Source organism: Streptomyces sp. NPDC046931, assembly GCF_040644655.1.
Taxonomy (GTDB): domain Bacteria; phylum Actinomycetota; class Actinomycetes; order Streptomycetales; family Streptomycetaceae; genus Streptomyces.
Genome location: NZ_JBEYWX010000038.1, coordinates 23,170 through 37,784, shown reverse-complemented (window position 1 = coordinate 37,784; position 14,615 = coordinate 23,170). Strand labels below are relative to the sequence as shown.

10 protein-coding genes and 1 pseudogene are annotated in these 14,615 nt (G+C 70.0%); 2 read left to right on the top strand and 9 right to left on the bottom strand.

Annotation, left to right across the window (positions count from 1 at the left end; translation table 11 throughout):
- Positions 1 to 115: 115 nt before the first annotated feature.
- Positions 116 to 1,633 (bottom strand): acetyl-CoA hydrolase/transferase family protein, encoded by a 1,518-nt coding sequence (locus ABZ876_RS36825; protein WP_361790021.1) that lies wholly within the window; start codon positions 1,631 to 1,633, stop codon positions 116 to 118.
- 428 nt (positions 1,634 to 2,061) lie between these two features.
- Between ABZ876_RS36825 and ABZ876_RS36820 the strand changes: the two genes are divergently transcribed.
- Both ABZ876_RS36820 and ABZ876_RS36815 read left to right on the top strand, forming a co-directional pair.
- A complete protein-coding gene (locus ABZ876_RS36820) occupies positions 2,062 to 3,282 on the top strand; it encodes a GAF domain-containing protein (RefSeq protein ID WP_361790018.1) in 1,221 nt (406 codons plus the stop codon).
- Positions 3,273 to 3,926 carry a response regulator transcription factor gene (locus tag ABZ876_RS36815; protein ID WP_361790016.1) on the top strand — a complete coding sequence of 218 codons (654 nt, stop codon included), beginning with the start codon at positions 3,273 to 3,275 and terminating at the stop codon, positions 3,924 to 3,926. The genes ABZ876_RS36820 and ABZ876_RS36815 overlap by 10 nt, the downstream gene beginning before the upstream one ends.
- 792 nt (positions 3,927 to 4,718) lie before the next feature.
- Here ABZ876_RS36815 and ABZ876_RS36810 read toward each other — a convergent pair.
- The 8 genes and pseudogenes from ABZ876_RS36810 to ABZ876_RS36775 form a co-directional block, all read right to left on the bottom strand.
- Positions 4,719 to 5,000 (bottom strand): annotated as a pseudogene (locus tag ABZ876_RS36810) (hypothetical protein); the annotation flags it as partial.
- Positions 5,001 to 5,016: 16 nt separating this feature from the next.
- The gene (nrfD, locus tag ABZ876_RS36805; RefSeq protein ID WP_361790013.1) at positions 5,017 to 6,078 is read right to left on the bottom strand and encodes an NrfD/PsrC family molybdoenzyme membrane anchor subunit; all 1,062 of its coding nucleotides are present in this window, start codon (positions 6,076 to 6,078) and stop codon (positions 5,017 to 5,019) included.
- Positions 6,075 to 7,094: a 4Fe-4S dicluster domain-containing protein gene (locus ABZ876_RS36800; RefSeq protein ID WP_361790010.1), complete on the bottom strand. Its 1,020-nt coding sequence runs from the start codon at positions 7,092 to 7,094 to the stop codon at positions 6,075 to 6,077. Before ABZ876_RS36800 ends, nrfD begins: the two co-directional genes overlap by 4 nt.
- Positions 7,091 to 10,381: a formate dehydrogenase gene (gene fdh, locus ABZ876_RS36795; protein ID WP_361790007.1), complete on the bottom strand. Its 3,291-nt coding sequence runs from the start codon at positions 10,379 to 10,381 to the stop codon at positions 7,091 to 7,093. Before fdh ends, ABZ876_RS36800 begins: the two co-directional genes overlap by 4 nt.
- 238 nt (positions 10,382 to 10,619) lie before the next feature.
- Positions 10,620 to 10,799 (bottom strand): hypothetical protein, encoded by a 180-nt coding sequence (locus ABZ876_RS36790; RefSeq protein WP_361790004.1) that lies wholly within the window; start codon positions 10,797 to 10,799, stop codon positions 10,620 to 10,622.
- Positions 10,800 to 11,089: 290 nt separating this feature from the next.
- Positions 11,090 to 11,584, bottom strand: a complete 495-nt coding sequence (locus ABZ876_RS36785) for a hypothetical protein (RefSeq protein ID WP_361790001.1) — start codon at positions 11,582 to 11,584, stop codon at positions 11,090 to 11,092.
- Positions 11,585 to 11,655: 71 nt separating this feature from the next.
- Complete coding sequence (locus tag ABZ876_RS36780; RefSeq protein WP_361789998.1) at positions 11,656 to 12,123, bottom strand: helix-turn-helix domain-containing protein; 468 nt, start codon at positions 12,121 to 12,123, stop codon at positions 11,656 to 11,658.
- 146 nt (positions 12,124 to 12,269) lie between these two features.
- Positions 12,270 to 14,582, bottom strand: a complete 2,313-nt coding sequence (locus tag ABZ876_RS36775) for an FdhF/YdeP family oxidoreductase (RefSeq protein ID WP_361789995.1) — start codon at positions 14,580 to 14,582, stop codon at positions 12,270 to 12,272.
- Positions 14,583 to 14,615 lie beyond the last annotated feature (33 nt).

The window sequence follows — 14,615 nt, the reverse complement described above, 5'->3', positions numbered from 1 at the left end:
GCGCCTCTGAGCTGCCTCGCCGGCGGCAGCCCGATACCGCTGCCGTCCCCGGTCGTCGTCCCCCGTTCGAAAACGATCTTCGGGTCGAGCGCCAGTGTTCCGCGCATGGGGAAGATCACGAAGCCATCGAGCCGCCCGACAGGTAGCGGACGTGCCAGGACAGGGCCTCGTCCAGCAGATGGGGCGTGTGCCGGCCGTGCGAGGACACCAGCGCCCGCTGGTAGTAGTCCTCCAAAGCGGGCCGGAAATCCGGGTGCGCACACTTGTCGATGATCTGCCGCGCCCGCTGCTTGGGCGACAGGCCCCGCAGGTCGGCCAGCCCCTGTTCGGTGACGATCACGTCCACGTCGTGCTCGGTGTGATCCACATGGGACACCATCGGCACGATCGCCGAAATCGCTCCGCCCTTGGCCTGTGAGGGGCTGAGGAAGAAGGAGATCAGGCCATTGCGGGCGAAGTCCCCCGAGCCTCCGATGCCGTTCTGCATCCGGCTGCCCATGATGTGCGTGGAGTTGATGTTGCCGTAGAGGTCGGCCTCGATCATGCCGTTCATCGCCAGGCAGCCCAGCCTGCGGACCACCTCGGGATGGTTACTGATCTCCTGCGGCCGCAGCACGATCCTGTCGCGGTACTCCCTGGCCCGGGCGTTGAACTTCTCGACCGTGTCCGAGCTCAACGAGAAGGCGGTGGCCGAGACGACCTCCAGCTTGCCGGAGTCGATCAGCTCGAGCATGCCGTCCTGGATCACCTCGGTGTAGGCGGTGAGCCCGTCGGCCGGCCACTGCCCCAGGCCGGCGAACACCGCGTTGGCGACATTGCCCACGCCCGACTGCAGCGGTAGCAGGTTCTCCGGCAGGCGTCCCTGCTTCACCTCGTTTTCCAGGAAGTCCAGCACATGCCCGGCGATCCTGCGGGAGGTCTCGTCCGGGGACTTGAACGGGGTGTTGCGATCGGGGGCGTTGGTCTCCACAACGGCGATGACCTTCTCGGCCGGGCACTTCAGGTAGGGAACGCCGATCCGGTCGCCGGGCCTGGTGATGGCGATGGGGGTTCGCTCGGGGGGAAGCGCCGTGCCGTAGTAGACATCGTGCATCCCCTCGAGCTCCTCCGCCTGCCAGGAGTTGACCTCGAGGATCACCTTGTCGGCCTGGTCTGTCCAGGTCTTGTTGTTGCCCACCGAGGACGACGGGATGAGGTGGCCTTCCTCGGTGATGGAGCTGACCTCGACCACGGCCACATCCAGCGGGCCAAGGAAGCCGCGCCAGGCCGCCTGGGCGACATGGGACAGATGGATGTCGATGTACTCCATCGTGCCGGCGTTGATCTTCTCCCGGGTCACCGGGTCGGACTGGTAGGGCAGCCTCAGATCGACCCCGTCGGTTTCGGCGAGCACGCCGTCGAGTTCGGGAGCGGTGGATGCGCCCGTCCAGACACTGACGCGCATCGGGTTGCCCGCCGCCCTGGCGGCGGCGATACGCCGGGCCAGAGCGCCCGGCACCGCCTTCGGATAACCGGCTCCGGTGAAGCCGCTCATGCCGATGGTGGCGTCTGCGGGGATCATCGCGGCCGCTTCCTCAGCGGAGACGATCCTGCGCGCCAGCTTGCTGTTCCTGATCCTGGACTGCTTCGTCACCGAACTCTTTCCTGCCATCCTCATCAGCCGTTCTCGCGCCCGAGCGTGCGTATGTGATGCCGTCACCTGGGCATCGTCGTCTTACGACGCTTCACCACGTGAGAGACGAGCAGGTACGGGTAGCGGCGGACCGCCGCGCTACGGCCTCCATGCGGATGGTGGAGACCACTCCGGGCCGGCTGTCGCCGGGTCCGGAGCAGCACGGCCGCTCGCGGCGGTGCCCTTCGGTGGATGTCATCATGGGGCGGCTTGCCACGGCCCGGCACCTCCAAATGGAGACCCCCTCCCAGGCACCGCCGCGCACGGGAACGGCCCATGCGGTCGATCAAGTTCTGGCGCCCGATGGCGACCCGAAATGCCCATTTTTGCCGGTATTCGTACCGAAGTGACGTTGGCGCGTCGGTACGCGCCGGTGGGACACTGCGTCCATGAGCGCGGCCAATGCACCCGAAGGAGCCGATCGGCCCAGCCGGCCCCAGCAGCACGCGGACGGACAGCTTCCCCGGCCCGTCGGCCTCTTCGGCCGGCTGCCCCGGGAGCACACCGATCTGGTCGGCCTGCTGGACCGCAAGGCGGCGCTGCGCGAGGCCGCCCGCCGGGCTCGACTCCTGGCCGGTGCCGACATCAGCCTGGTCGGCCAGGTCGAGGACGAGGGCAGCGCCGTGTTCCGGTCGTGGGCGGGCACCCGCCTTCGGGGCCTGCACGACCTGGTGATCCCCTGCGGACTGGGACTGGGCGGCAAGGTCCTGGCGACGGGCCGGCCCTGCCGCGTACGCAACTACGCACGGTCCCGGAGCATCACGCACCACTTCGACGAACCGATAGGGGCCGAGGGCGTCCAGTCGATGCTGGGTGTACCGGTCCACCACGCCGACCGTGTGATCGGCGTGATCTGTGTCGCGCGCCGGGAGCACGCCGACTTCGGCAACGGCACCATCACTGCCCTGTCCGAGATCGCCGACGCGACCTCTGTCGCTCTCACCGTGGCCGACCGGGCGGATCAGCAGCGCCAGGCGGAAGCGGCGGCAGAGCGACGGCGCATCGCGGTGGCGCTGCACGACTCTGTCGGCGCGATGCTGTTCACGATCGGCGCCCAGGTACGCGACCTGCGTGCCGGGTACGCCGCCGAACCGGCGCTCGCCGACCGGCTCGGCACCGTGGAGCGGCAGCTCGCCGAGGCGGCGGCGGCACTGCGCCAGTCCCTCGCCGCGCTGAACGAGCTGCCGCCGGACCGCTCCCTGTCGGCCGCGGTGGCCGGCGACTGCCGGGCCTTCGAGGACCGCACCGGGGTGGCGAGCCGGGCGCTGACGCTGACCGACCTCCCCGAACTGGATCCGGCCAGGCGTCACATGCTACTGGCCGCGGTGCGAGAGGCACTGCTCAACGTCGAGAAGCACGCCCGGGCGTCGTCCGTGGTGGTGAGCCTGGCCGCGACGGACGGCGGCGTGATGGCGGCGATCACTGACGACGGAGTGGGCCGGGCGGACCAGGGCGACGCGCCTGCGAACGGGGGCGAGGCCGCCCCGCCAGTGCGCGGCATCGGGCTCGCCGCGTTGCAGGACGGGCTGCAGCGGCTCGGCGGGACCCTGCAGGTGAACAGCAACGAGGACGCGGGGCTGACCGTACGAGCATGGGTCCCATGCCTGTGAGCGCCTCCGGAACGGCCCAGCAGCCGGTGCGAGTGCTGGTGGTCGACGATCACCCCGTCGTTCGTGACGGCGTCGGGTTGCTGGTGCGGCACGACCCCGGGATCGTGATCGTCGGCAGTGCGCGGACCGGCGCGGAGGCCGTCGCGCGGGTCGCGAGCCTGCGGCCCGATGTCGTCCTGCTCGACCTGCGGCTTCCGGACATGCTCGCACCCGAGGTGATCGAGCGGCTGCGCCGCGAGGTGTCGGAGGTGCAGGTGCTGATCTTCACCGCGTACGGCGACCACGCCGCCGTGCAGACCGCCCTCGCCCGGGGCGCCGGTGGCTGCCTGCTCAAGGACGCCGCGACACCCGACCTCGCGGCGGCGATCCGCCAGGTCGCCGCGGGCGGCCGGGTGATCGACCCGCGGTTGACCACGCCCGACAGCCCGGAACTGCGTCGGCGGCTACGGGAGGTGGGGATCACCCGCCGCGAATACGACGTGCTGCGTCAGGTCGCCATGGGCCGCACCAATCCCGAGATCGCGGAGGAGCTGAGCCTCGCGCGCAACACGGTGAAGACCTATCTGCAGGTCGCGATGCAGAAACTGGGCGCCCGCAACCGCGTCGAAGCCATCGCCAGGGCCGGCGAGGCCGGACTGCTCTGACGGGCCGCCCGTCTTCTCAGCCCACGCCGGGCGCACAGCGCTGTCAGGTCGTCCGCATTGCCCACTACTCGGCCGTAAACGCAAGGCCGCGTCGTCAGAGTCCGTCGCCGCGAAGGCGCCGGCGAGTTGGGTCGCGTCCTGATCCACGAGGTCCGGCAGGCGGCCACCGTTCAGATTGGCGCCAACGTTCGTGAGGACCTTGCGGCCGATCCATTGGATCTGGACGTGGATACCCGTCTTCCGCTCGAAGGCATCGGCCGCCTTCCGGATGACTTCGGCCTGCGGCTCGGGCTTGTTCCCCAGGGACCAGTGGGTCAGGGCCTTGTCACCGCCACCGCCACTGTTGACGATGAGCGGCACCACATACAGCTTCTCCCCAGGCCAGCGCGCACGCAGGGCCTTGAGCAGGCCAGGGAACTCGCGCCAGCGCTTGCGCGGGCGGATGCGGTCGTACAGCTTGCCGGTGGCCAGATCGAGGGCGGCGAGCATGTGCCGCACGCCGCCATAGCGGTTGTAGGTGGCCCGCAGCCTGCGCGGACGCCTCACCAGCCCCCAGGCCTTGCCCTTGCGGGGCATCAGGTTCGGCGGCCCGAACTCGTCGACGCATATCACCCGCCCGTCCGTCGGCGGGGTGTCGTAGAGCGCCAGGATGCGGTGCATCTTGGTGATGAACTCCGAGTCGGTGGACGCCTTCCACGTAGTGGTGGTCTTCCAGGAGACCTTGCCGGCGCGCAGGATCCGGCGCAGGGTCTCCCGACTGATGGCCGCGGTCACCTGCTGCTTGATGAGGTGCTCGGCGAGCTTGCTCAGGCTCCAGGTGGAGAACGCGGTGATCTTCCAGTCGGCGGGGGATGTCCGGGCGATCAGGCAGATATGCTCGCGCACCTGGTCACTGATCGTCTTGGGGCGTCCCCCGCTCCATTTGGGTCCAGCGCGTCGAACCCCCGCTCGTTGAAGGCGTGGATGACATCGCGGACGTAGTCCTCGCCGACCTGCATCAGCGTGGAGTGGATAATTTCCTGTTGGTCGATCTAGCCCGGACCACTCCGGAAGTCCCCTCGTGCTCCGAACCATCCCCTCGGGCATGACGTCATTCGGCCTGGTCACCATGCCGGTGCTGCCCGCCACGGGCGTTCAGACGTGCGCGTTGGGGAACCACGACGTAGGCCGGGTCCTTGGTCGAGGCGACGCCCGCGTCGAAGGTGCCGAACCGCTGAAGGGCGCTGCCGGCCAGCAGGGCGAGCCCGGCGGCGGCAGCGGCGGGGCGGCTGCGGCGGGCGACGGTGACGGCGGCCAGGGCACCGGCGAGGGTGAGGTATTCGGATGCCCGGCGCAGCCGATTGGCCCGGCCTCTGGTGTAGGCCTTGGTCTCCAGGCCCGGCCGGTGTTCGATCAGGCGGGCGGCGACGAGTTCGGCACTCGCCCCGAGGGCCGCGAGCTGTCGGGCAGGGCCCGCCTCGTGCACGGGGGCCAGCAGCATCCCGAGCCCCGCGCCGCTCGCCGCCGCGGACCCCGCGAACAGGAAGGGCAGCTCCCGACGTGCCTCGTGCCAGGCCGGCACAGCCGTCTGGGAGAGCAGCACCGCGGTGTAGGACGCCAGAGCGGGGGCGAACGCGGCCGAGGACAGACCTCCCAAGCGGCCGACCCGAGCCGGCAGGCGGCCGGGCAGCATGGCGCGCAGGGAGCTCGGCAGCAGCTCGGTCATGGCGGCCAGGCCGCTGCCGGGTCCGTAGGCGACAAGGATCCATGTGCCGACGGACATCGGTGAACTGGGCTTGGCCACCCGCAGCATGTGGTGGAAGCGTTCGGGACGACCGAGGTCTGCGATCAACAGGTAGCTGCTGGCCAGCAGGGCACCGAAGCCGCCCAGGCGCCCGGCGCGGCAGAGGGCCGGACGGCCGGTCAGGTCGGCGCCGGCGGAGAGCAGGGCGGCACCGGCCGACAGGCCGCCGGTGAACAGGTAGGCCGGCACCTTCCACTCCCACACCGGCGGTTTCAGTACCGGCCGCCCGTAATAGGAGCGGAACTCCGAGTCCCCTGCGACGCCCTGGTCGTCGTGTCGGTCGCGGCCCGCGCCGAACGTGGGCGCATGCGGGTCCGCGGCACCCGCATCGCTGCGCGGCTCGCGCAGGAGACCGTCGTCGTCGGTCATCGGCGACCCTCCCTGACGAAGACGGCGGCGGTGGCCGCGAGCAGAGCGGAGGCCGCCACCGCGGCGTGCTTCCACATGGACGGCAGGTCACGCGTGGGCACGACGGGGTCCGGCGGCAGCCCGTAGACCTCCGGTTCGTCGAGCAGCAGGAAGAAGGCGCCGTCGCCGCCCACTCCGTCCTCGGGGTCGCGCCCGTACAGCCGTGCCTCGCCCACGCCCGCCTCGTGCAACTGCTCCAGTCGCCGGTCGGCCCGCTCCCGCAGTTCGTCGAGCGGCCCGAACTGGATGGAGTCGGTCGGGCAGGCCTTGGCGCAGGCGGGTTCGAGGCCGCCGCGCAGGCGGTCGTGGCACAGGGTGCACTTCCAGGCCCGGCCGTCGTCGGGCCGCCGGTCGATGACCCCGTAGGGACAGCCGGACACGCAGTAGCCGCAGCCGTTGCAGATGTCGGGCTGCACCACCACGGTGCCGAACTCGGTGCGGAAGAGCGCTCCGGTGGGGCAGACGTCGAGGCATCCGGCGTGGGTGCAGTGCTTGCACACGTCGGAGGACATCAGCCAGCGGAAGTCGGTACGGGTGTCCGCGCCGGTCCCGGCGCCGGGCAGGTCGAAGGAGGGGAAGCCCAGGTCGACGGGCTCGGTGCCCAGTTCGCCACCGCCCCGGGGCGCGTCCCGCACGGCCTCCGCGACCACCTCGGCCGTGTGCTCGGTGGCCGAGGGCCCGGTGGGCAGGCCGGACAGGCCGGGGTCCTGTCGTCCCAGTGGGCGTTCCTGCTCGATGAAGGCGACGTGCCGCCAGGAACTCGCGCCGAGCATGCCGGTGTTGTCGAAGGACATGCCCAGCAGGTCGAGGCCGTCGTCCGGGACGTCGTTCCACTCCTTGCAGGCGACTTCGCACGCCTTGCAGCCGATGCACACGGAGGTGTCGGTGAAGAAGCCGACCCTGGGCGGGTGGTCGCGGTGACCGGCGTCCGCGGCGGGGTCCTCGAGGGGCCCGTACAGACTGTGCTCGTCCGTCATGGGGAATCCTCCGCCCGGTGGGGTTCGGTGTGGGTCGGCCTGCGGTCGCCGCCCGTCGTCACGATGCGGGTGCCGGTTTCCGGTGTGATCCCGGCCCGGCGGCGGTAGTCCTGGACGTATTCGAGGAGGGCGGGTCCCCTGGGCCGTCGTCCGGGGCGGATGTCGCAGGTCAGGACCTTGCTCTCCTGGATCAGCACGTTCGGGTCGGCCACCACTCCGATCAGGTCGTTGACGACGTCGCCGGTGGTGAGCCCGGCGCTGCCCCAGTGGTAGGGCATCCAGACCTGGTGGACGGTCCGGTCCTCGACGCGCAGCGGCGCCATCCGGTCGGTGACGAAGACGCGGGCCTCCACCGCCGTCCGGCTGGTGATCACGTGGGCCCAGTCCAGGTGGCGCAGGCCGCGTTCGGCCGCGAGCTCCGGCGATACCTCGACGAACAGCTCGGGCTGCAGCTCCGACAGGTACGGCAGTTGGCGGCTCATGCCCCCGGCGGTGTGGTGCTCGGTGAGCCGCGACGCCGTGAGCACGAAAGGGAACACCTCCCCGTGCGCCTCGGGGGGAGCCGGGTTGGAGGGGTTGTCGCGGCGTCCGTAGACCTTCCTCGTGGGGTTGGCCTGCTGGCCGTACAGGAGGTTGCGCACGGGCGACTCGTGCGGCTCGTAGTGGGTGGGCAGCGGGCCGTCCGCCAGGCCGGTGGGCGCGAACAGCCACGCCTTCCCGTCGGACATCATGATGAACGCGTCCTCGCCGCTCAGGGCCTGCGGCCCCGATGCGCCCTCGGGAGGCCGGTAGTGGGGCGGCTTGTCCTTCTCGAAGTCCGGGGTGTCGTGTCCGGTCCACTCCCCGCGGCCCTCGTCCCACCAGACGAGGGCCTTGCGCTCGCTCCAGGGCCTGCCCTGCGGATCGGCGGAGGCACGGTTGTAGAGCACCCGCCGGTTCAGCGGCCAGGTCCAGCCCCACTCGGCGTCGTAGGGCCCCTGCTCGAAGCGGGATTTGCGGCGCCGGGCCTGGTTGGTCTCGTCGGCGTACACGCCGCTGTAGATCCAGCAGCCGCAGGCCGTGCTGCCGTCAGCCTTGAGGTCGGGGTAGCCGCCGACGGTCCGGCCGGTCCGCAGGTCGATGCCGTTGATATGGCGCAGCACGTCCGCCGCGGACGGTTCGTCGCCCTCGGTGCGGTAGTCCCAGGCAAGGTCGAGCACGGGCCGGTCGCGGTCGTCGGTCGAGCCGGCCAGTTCGTCCTTGACGCGCCTGCCGAGGTGGTGGAAGAACCACAGCTCCGACCGCTGGTCGCCGCTTGGTTCGACGGCCTTGTCCCGCCACTGCAGCATCCGCTGGGTCTGGGTGAAGGTACCGGCCTTCTCCACGTGCGAGGCGGCGGGGAAGAAGAACACCTCCGTGCGGCAGCGCTCGGTGACGATCTCCCCGGTCTCGACCTCGGGGGCGTCCTTCCAGAACGTGGCGCTCTCGATCATGGTCAGGTCGCGGACGACGAGCCAGTCGAGGTTGGCCATGCCGAGGCGCTGGAGGCGGCCGTGCGCGGACCCGACCGCGGGATTCTGACCGAGCAGGAAGTAGCCGAAGACCTTCCCGTCGACCATGTCCATGGCGGTGCGATAGGTGCCGTGATCACCGTTGATGCGGGGCAGGTAGTCGAAGCAGTAGTCGTTCTCCGCTGTCGCCGCCTCACCCCAGTACTCCTTGAGCAGGGAGATCATGTAGGCGTCGGCGTTGCCCCAGAACCCCTTCTGGTCGGGGCGGCGAATGCCGTCCAGGTAGGCGGTCAGGTTCTCGTGGGTGGTGTCCGGCATCGGCAGGTAGCCAGGCAACAGGTTGAACAGGGTCGGGATGTCCGTGGAGCCCTGGATGCTGGCGTGCCCGCGCAGGGCGTAGATGCCTCCGCCGGGGCGGCCGATGTTGCCCAGCAACAGCTGGATGATCGAACCGGTCCGGATGTACTGGGCGCCGACGGAGTGCTGGGTCCAGCCGACGCTGTACACCAGCGCGGCGGTGCGTTCCCGGCCGGAGTTCTCCGTCCAGGCCCGGCACACGTCCAGGAACCGTTCCCGGGGCACCCCGCAGATGCGCTCGACCATCTTCGGGGTGTAGCGGGCGAAGTGCCGCTTGAGCACCTGGAAGACGCAGCGTGGGTGCTGCAGCGTGGGGTCGGCGGCGATGTCTCCGGCGCCTCCCTCGATGACCGGGCCGCCGGCACCGTGCTGGTAGGCCGCGGCCTGCTCCTTGTGACGCTTCCCCGGGCGCTCCTCGGCCTCGATGCCCTCGTACATCCAGCTGGAGGGGTCGTAGGAGGCGGTGTGCGGGTCGTAGCCGCTGAACAGTCCGTCCAGGTCCTCGGTGTCCTGGTAACGATCGCTCAACAGGAACGGGGCGTTGGTGTACGCCTGTACGTACTCCTTGAAATGGAGGTCGTTGGACAGGATGTGGTTGATGACGCCGCCGAGGAATGCGATGTCGGTGCCGACCCGCAGCGTGACGTGCTGGTCGGCCAGTGCGCTGGTCCGGGTGAAGCGCGGATCGATGTGGATGACCCTGGCGCCGCGTGCCTTGGCCTCCATCACCCACTGGAAGCCGACCGGATGGGCCTCGGCCATGTTCGAGCCCATGATGATGATGCAGTCGGCGTTGATCAGGTCCTGCTGGTAGTCGGTGGCGCCGCCGCGTCCGAACGAGGCTCCCAGACCGGGAACCGTGGCGGAGTGTCAAATACGCGCCTGGTTCTCGATCTGGAGCGCGCCCAGAGCGGTGAACAGCTTTTTGATCAAGTAGTTCTCTTCATTGTCCAGCGTCGCGCCGCCCAGACTGGCGATGCCCATGGTGCGGCGGAGTGTGTTCCCGGAGTCGTCGGTGTCCTGCCAACCCCGGCGGCGGGCGTCCAGCACCCGGTCGGCCACCATGTCCATGGCCGTGTCCAGATCGAGGTCCTGCCACTCGGTGGCGTACGGCGGACGGTAGCGGACCTTCTGCTCACGCTGCGGGCCGGTGACGAGCTGTTTGCTGGCGGATCCCTTCGGGCACAGCCGGCCGCGCGAGATCGGGCTGTCCGGGTTGCCCTCGATCTGGATGACCCGGTCGTCCTTGACGTAGACGCGCTGTGCGCAGCCCACGGCGCAATAGGGGCAGACGGAGTCCGCGACTCGGTCCGCGCGGTCGGTGCGGGGTCCGAGAGCTGCCGAGCGCGGGGACTCAGCCGCCTTGCCCCGGCCAAGCCGGTCGGGGCCGGTGAGCTGCCGGTATACGGGCCACTGACCGATCCACCGTTCCATGCCCATACGCCCGCTCCTTCATGGGTGGCATACGCCTTGATCGACGCTACTCGCGCGGGGACCGAGTGCAAGTCGACGTCGGGCGGCGAGGCACCGCTGCAACGACGGCGCCGATGGATCAGTGCGGAACGCTTGACTGGTCCGGTGCTCGCGACCCCCGGCCCGTGTGAGCTGCCTCACCGATCGCTGCCGGGGCTCGCCCCTTCCCGCACCGCTGTCGCTCAAGCCGATGCCGTTGCCGACCTCAGCGGCGACAGAGCACCACCGGCGACGACGTCGACACGATCTCCGGGGTGCGCCGGGCGGAGGTCCACAGCCCGACCCTGTCACACCAGGTACGGCGGGCTGTCGCCCCGTCGGCCCCCTCCCCGGTGACCGCCGGGCCGCCGGCCTCGAACTGGAGGCGGACCAGGTGCGTCGTCACGGCAGCCGTTCCAGGGCGCGGACCTGACGGCGCAGCTCCACCCCGGCCGCCAGCATTCGGCCCGGGCCGGACCAGTACGGGGTGAAACAGCAGCCGGCCGGACAGGGCCTGCAAGCGGCGGCGCAGTGCCGTGGTGTACACCGGGCACGGCACGGCGAGCGCCGCGTACGTCCGTGTCCGGCTTCACCGGCGACCGTCGCCAGGTCCTCACGGCCGCGACGGAGGCCACGACGGGGCCGCGACGAACGGCGGGTTGCCCACGACGGCATCGCGGGAGACGCGCGGTCCGCTCAGGAGCAGGGGACCGCGATCTGGTAGGTGCGCTCCCCCGAGTCGATGGAGGGGCTGTCCGTCCAGTACGCCCCGTTCTGGAAGAACCGCATGCTGACGGTGTACTCGCCGCATTGCGACAGAGTGCCGACGTTGATCATGTCGTCCTTCGAGCCGGTGCGGGACGTCTGGCTGACCAGGTACGTGTCGTACGACAGCACCTTGCCCTTGGAGTTGCTCACCGTTCCCGTGGCGCGCCAGTTGGCCGGGTAGTTGCTGCTGGCGTTGTACCAGGCGCCGCCCCAGTAGTAGGTGTTCGTGTCGGTCTCGCCCCTGACGTGGGCTTTCTGCGAGGCGTCGACGACGAGGCACACACGGGCATCGGCGTAGGTCCAGTTCTTCGCGCCGTAGTGGCCCTCCCACGGCGTGCAGTAGGTGCCCGCGACCGGCGGTTCCGCGGCAGCCGTCGCCGACGCCGGGGCTCCTTGGAGCAGGAAGGTCGTGATCGCGGCCATGGCCACACCTGTCGCGCGCCGGGTGAGCGCCCGCGTCCGGAGATTCAAAAACAAGGGAGGTCCTCTCGAGTTCAGCGGTGTTCTTGCGCATACCGCCCAACGATCTTCGAAGGCCCGGGGCCACGCCTCTTTCGGGTGGTGGCCGGGAACTTGGTCGACGGCGCGAGGCGGCCTCGATGTCCTAGCTGTACTGCCCAGGGACGTTGGTCAACCTGGTGCGTGGCGTTCCTCGGGATCTCCTCCAAGGTGGCGACCACCACCGCCTCCACCCGGTCAACGCTGATGGCGGGTGGCCGGCCCGGCCGGGGCTCGTCGGCCAGGCCGTCCAGCCGCTCGGCGAGGAACCGCCGTCGCCACTTGCGGACCGTGTCCGCGGAAATCCGCAGGTTGCGGGCCACCTCGACGATCGGCGGGACATCAGGACCGGCACACGCCAGCACAATCCGCGCGCGTAACGCGAGCGCCTGGGCGGGGCTGGCCCGCCTCGCCCAGCGTTCCGGCACAGCACGCTCGTCATCGCCCAGCAGCAGCGGTTCCAACTTCGGACCACGACGCGGCACCGGCACCCCGGCAGAAGAACTCATACGAGATCTAACGACGGACTACCGGCGCAGGACATTAGACGGACGGCGGGGCCTCGCTGCTGTCAGCGGGTCCCGCCGGGGTGCGGCGTCGTCGGTTTCGGTCAGACGGGTGCCGGCCGGGATCGGTCGCCCGTGGGTTCGAGGCGGACGACGATGCCCTTCGACGTGGGCTGGTTGCTTACGTCGGCGACGCTGTCGAGCGGCACCAGGACGTTCGTCTCCGGGTAGTAGGCGGCGGCCGAACCCTTGGCCGCCGGGTAGGACACGACCTCGAAGTTCTCGGCCCGGCGCTCGGTGCCGTCCTCCCAGACGCTCACCAGGTCCACGCGATCGCCCTGGGCGAGGCCGAGTTCGGACAGGTCGGCCGGGTTGACGAGGATCACGTGGCGGCTGCCGTGGATGCCGCGGTAGCGGTCGTTGTCGGTGTACGGGACGGTGTTCCACTGGTCGTGCGAGCGCAAGGTCTGCAGCAGCAGGTGACCCTCGGGGGCCCGGGGGACCACCCGCTCGTTGCAGGTGAACCGGGCCTTGCCGGTCTCGGTCCTGAACACGCCCTCGTTGACCGGGTTGGGTAGCTGGAAGCCTCCCGGACGGGTCACCCGGGCGTTGAAGTCGTGGAAGCCCGGCACGATCCGGGAGATGCTGTCGCGGATGGTGTTGTAGTCGCCCTCGAACTTGGCCCAGGGGATGTCCCCCTCGCCGCCGAGGCTCAGCCGGGCGAGCCGGCACAGGATGGCGACCTCGCTCAGCAGCACGCGCGAGGCCGGTTCGAGTCGTCCCTGGGAGGTGTGCACCTCGCTCATGGAGTTCTCGACGGTGACGAACTGCTCGCCGTCGGCCTGGACATCACGCTCGGTGCGCCCCAGCGTCGGCAGGATCAGGGCGGTGTCGCCGCAGACGGTGTGCGAGCGATTGAGCTTGGTGGAGATGTGAGCGGTCAGCCGGCACGAACGCATCGCCTTCTCGGTGACCTCGCTGTCGGGCGCTGCGCGCACGAAGTTCCCGGCCAGGGCGAGGAAGACCTTGACGCGGCCCTCCAGCATCGCCTTGATCGAGTTCACCGAGTCCAAGCCGTGCGGGCGCGGCGGATCGAAGCCGAACTCCTCCTGAAGGGCGTCCAGGAAGGTGTCCGGCATCTGCTCCCAGATGCCCATGGTGCGGTCGCCCTGGACGTTGCTGTGGCCGCGCACCGGGCAGGCGCCCGTGCCGGCGCGCCCCAGATTGCCGCGCAGCATCAGGAAGTTGACGATCTCCCGGATAGTGGGAACACCGTGCTTGTGCTGGGTGATGCCCATCGCCCAGCACACGATGACGCGTTCGCTCCGCAGGACCTCGTCGCGGACCTTCTCGATCTCCTCGCGGGTCAGTCCCGTCGACGTGCGCACGTCGTCCCAGTCGACGGTGCGGGCGTGCCGGGCGAACTCCTCGAAACCGGAGGTGTGGGCGTTGATGAAGTCGTGGTCCAGGACGGTGCCGGGACTCGCGTCCTCCGCCTCCAGCAACAGCCGGTTCAGTGCCTGGAACAGGGCGAGGTCCCCGCCCGGCTTGATGTGCAGGAAGCGGTCGGCGATCTGGGTGCCCCGCCCCACGACCCCACGCGGCTTCTGCGGGTTCTTGAAGCGTCGCAGCCCCGCCTCCGGCAACGGGTTCACCGCCACGATGCGGCCGCCGTTGCGCTTGGCCTCCTCCAGGGCCGAAAGCTGCCGCGGGTGGTTGCTGCCCGGGTTCTGCCCCACCAGGAAGATCAGGTCCGCGTGGTGGAGGTCGTCGAGACTCACGGTGCCCTTGCCGACGCCCAGCGTCTCGTTCAGGGCGAAGCCGCTGGACTCGTGGCACATGTTGCTGCAGTCGGGCAGGTTATTGGTGCCGTAGGCGCGGGCGAAGAGCTGGAAGACGAAGGCGGCCTCGTTGCTGGCCCGGCCGGAGGTGTAGAAGACCGCCTCGTCGGGCGAGTCCAGCCCCTTCAGTTCCTGCGCCAGGACGCCCAGGGCGTCGTTCCAGCCGATGGGCTCGTAGCGGTCCGACCCGGGCCGTTTGATCATCGGCTCGGTGAGCCGGCCCTGCTGGTTGAGCCACATGTCGGAGCGGGCGGCCAGATCGGACACGCTGTGCTCGCGGAAGAAGTCGGCGGTGATCCGGCGCGTCGTGGCGTCGTCGTTGATGTGCTTGGCGCCGTTCTCGCAGTACTCATTGCGATGGCGCCGGCCCGGAGCGGGGTCCGCCCACGCGCAGCCGGGGCAGTCGACCCCGCCCACCTGGTTCATGGTGAGCAGGTCGACCCCGGTCTTGCGCGGGGAGGTCTGCTCCAGGGAGTACTCCAGCGCGTGCACGACGGCGGGAACCCCGGCCGCCCACTTCTTCGGCGGTGTCACGGAGAGGGAGGTCTCCGGCTCCTCACCGGGCGGGTTCTGCATCGCTTGGCCTTTCTCTTGCCGTGTGCGGTACGC

Coding starts and splice junctions, on each gene's coding strand:
- ABZ876_RS36820 (WP_361790018.1), top strand. CDS start 2,062: ATGAGCGCGGCCAATGCACCCGAAGGAGCCGATCGGCCCAGCCGGCCC.
- ABZ876_RS36815 (WP_361790016.1), top strand. CDS start 3,273: ATGCCTGTGAGCGCCTCCGGAACGGCCCAGCAGCCGGTGCGAGTGCTG.
- nrfD (WP_361790013.1), bottom strand. CDS start 6,078: ATGACCGACGACGACGGTCTCCTGCGCGAGCCGCGCAGCGATGCGGGT.
- ABZ876_RS36800 (WP_361790010.1), bottom strand. CDS start 7,094: ATGACGGACGAGCACAGTCTGTACGGGCCCCTCGAGGACCCCGCCGCG.
- ABZ876_RS36785 (WP_361790001.1), bottom strand. CDS start 11,584: ATGGCCGCGATCACGACCTTCCTGCTCCAAGGAGCCCCGGCGTCGGCG.
- ABZ876_RS36775 (WP_361789995.1), bottom strand. CDS start 14,582: ATGCAGAACCCGCCCGGTGAGGAGCCGGAGACCTCCCTCTCCGTGACA.